A 1,218-nucleotide genomic window follows, 5' to 3' on the forward strand; every position below is an offset into this window, starting at 1 on the left:
CCCCACACCCCACTTCCCCATCTGCTTAACTGCGTTTCCAAGTATTCCAAGCGACTTTCAAACCGATCAAGAGGCGACGGCTGCCACGATCGAACTTGCTGAGACCAGCTTTAGCACTACCGAGACTGCGATCAACTCCTTGGACAACTTGGCGGGTACTTTTGACCCCTTCATCGATATTTTCGGTTAATTCGCTGATTTCCGCCCCTGTTAGGCGAATTGCTTCTAGAGTCGGGGGAAATTCCCGATGGAGGGTATCGAATAATTTTTCGGCACTGCGGGCTGCCCGGGCTAACTCTTGCAGGGCAGGTAAAGCGGCGATGAAAACCGCCGTTAAACTAACGGCGACTAGCAGTAAAGAACATCCTAGCCAGAAAATAGGTTCGGTCATTTAGTAGTGATTCGAGTGTTGATTATCGCCTTGGGGGGATTCTTGCGAGTCGGGGGAGGGATTGTCCGTGGCTAGACTTTGACTAGCTTCGATTCCAGCTGTCACCGCCTCTTTTAATCTCATTAAAGTATCATCCCAATTACGCCGGGCCGATTCCGATAGGCGATCGGCCTGTAATTGCATCGTCGTGGTCAGATCTTCGGCTAATTCTGGCAAAGCCCGGGCGGATTTTTGCAGAATTCGACGGGTTTCTTTTCCAGATCTCGGCGCTACTAATAAACCCGCCACTGCCCCGATCGCACTGCCCACTAAAACCCCGACGACGAATAAGCCACCGTTACCGTTATTTTTATCTGCCATAGGATTGCCCCTGTACTTAATTCCCAATTTTACGAGCAATTACACTGCTCTTGTGCAGTTTCTTCGGCAAAAATTTTGACCTGTTGCTCTTGGCAAGCAAAAACAGACCTAGAAGGGATAACTTGAGAAAAAACTAGCGATCGGGCAAAACCTGATTTTATTGCTGACTTTGAGCCAATAAGGGAGTGAAAAAGAAGAACCTCTGGGAGTCTTGCCGTGTTTCGACCCCAAAGGTTCTTCTTATACTGAACTTATACTCCTCACACGATATTTATATTACACACAATCCGCTGCTTTTGTCAAGAGGTTTACGAAATTTTTTCCACAGACCTCTGGCCAAATTAATTTTCTATGGCCGGTAGGGTTCTTCTCGACTTTGTGTGATAATTTTTACTTATGGAATCGTGAAGTGCTTATTGGGCAAGACTTTTAGGACTATTTTGTTAAATAAACTCTCAGTATAGACC

The 1,218-nt window shown here is 46.6% G+C and carries 2 protein-coding genes; both read right to left on the reverse strand.

Annotated features, from left to right (window positions below; all coding sequences use genetic code 11):
• Positions 1 to 25: 25 nt before the first annotated feature.
• On the reverse strand, positions 26 to 391 hold the full coding sequence (locus tag IQ242_RS25210) for a DUF948 domain-containing protein (protein WP_193961841.1): 366 nt from the start codon (positions 389 to 391) through the stop codon (positions 26 to 28).
• Positions 392 to 751 (reverse strand): YtxH domain-containing protein, encoded by a 360-nt coding sequence (locus IQ242_RS25215; RefSeq protein ID WP_002761233.1) that lies wholly within the window; start codon positions 749 to 751, stop codon positions 392 to 394. It abuts the gene before it with no gap.
• Positions 752 to 1,218: the final 467 nt, after the last annotated feature.

The sequence above is a fragment of the Microcystis sp. LEGE 08355 genome (assembly GCF_015207185.1).
GTDB classification, from domain to species: Bacteria; Cyanobacteriota; Cyanobacteriia; order Cyanobacteriales; family Microcystaceae; genus Microcystis; species Microcystis panniformis.

Bases quoted from the DNA above. Each gene is read 5' to 3' on its own strand.
- IQ242_RS25210 (WP_193961841.1), bottom strand. From the start codon at position 391: ATGACCGAACCTATTTTCTGGCTAGGATGTTCTTTACTGCTAGTCGCC.
- IQ242_RS25215 (WP_002761233.1), bottom strand. From the start codon at position 751: ATGGCAGATAAAAATAACGGTAACGGTGGCTTATTCGTCGTCGGGGTT.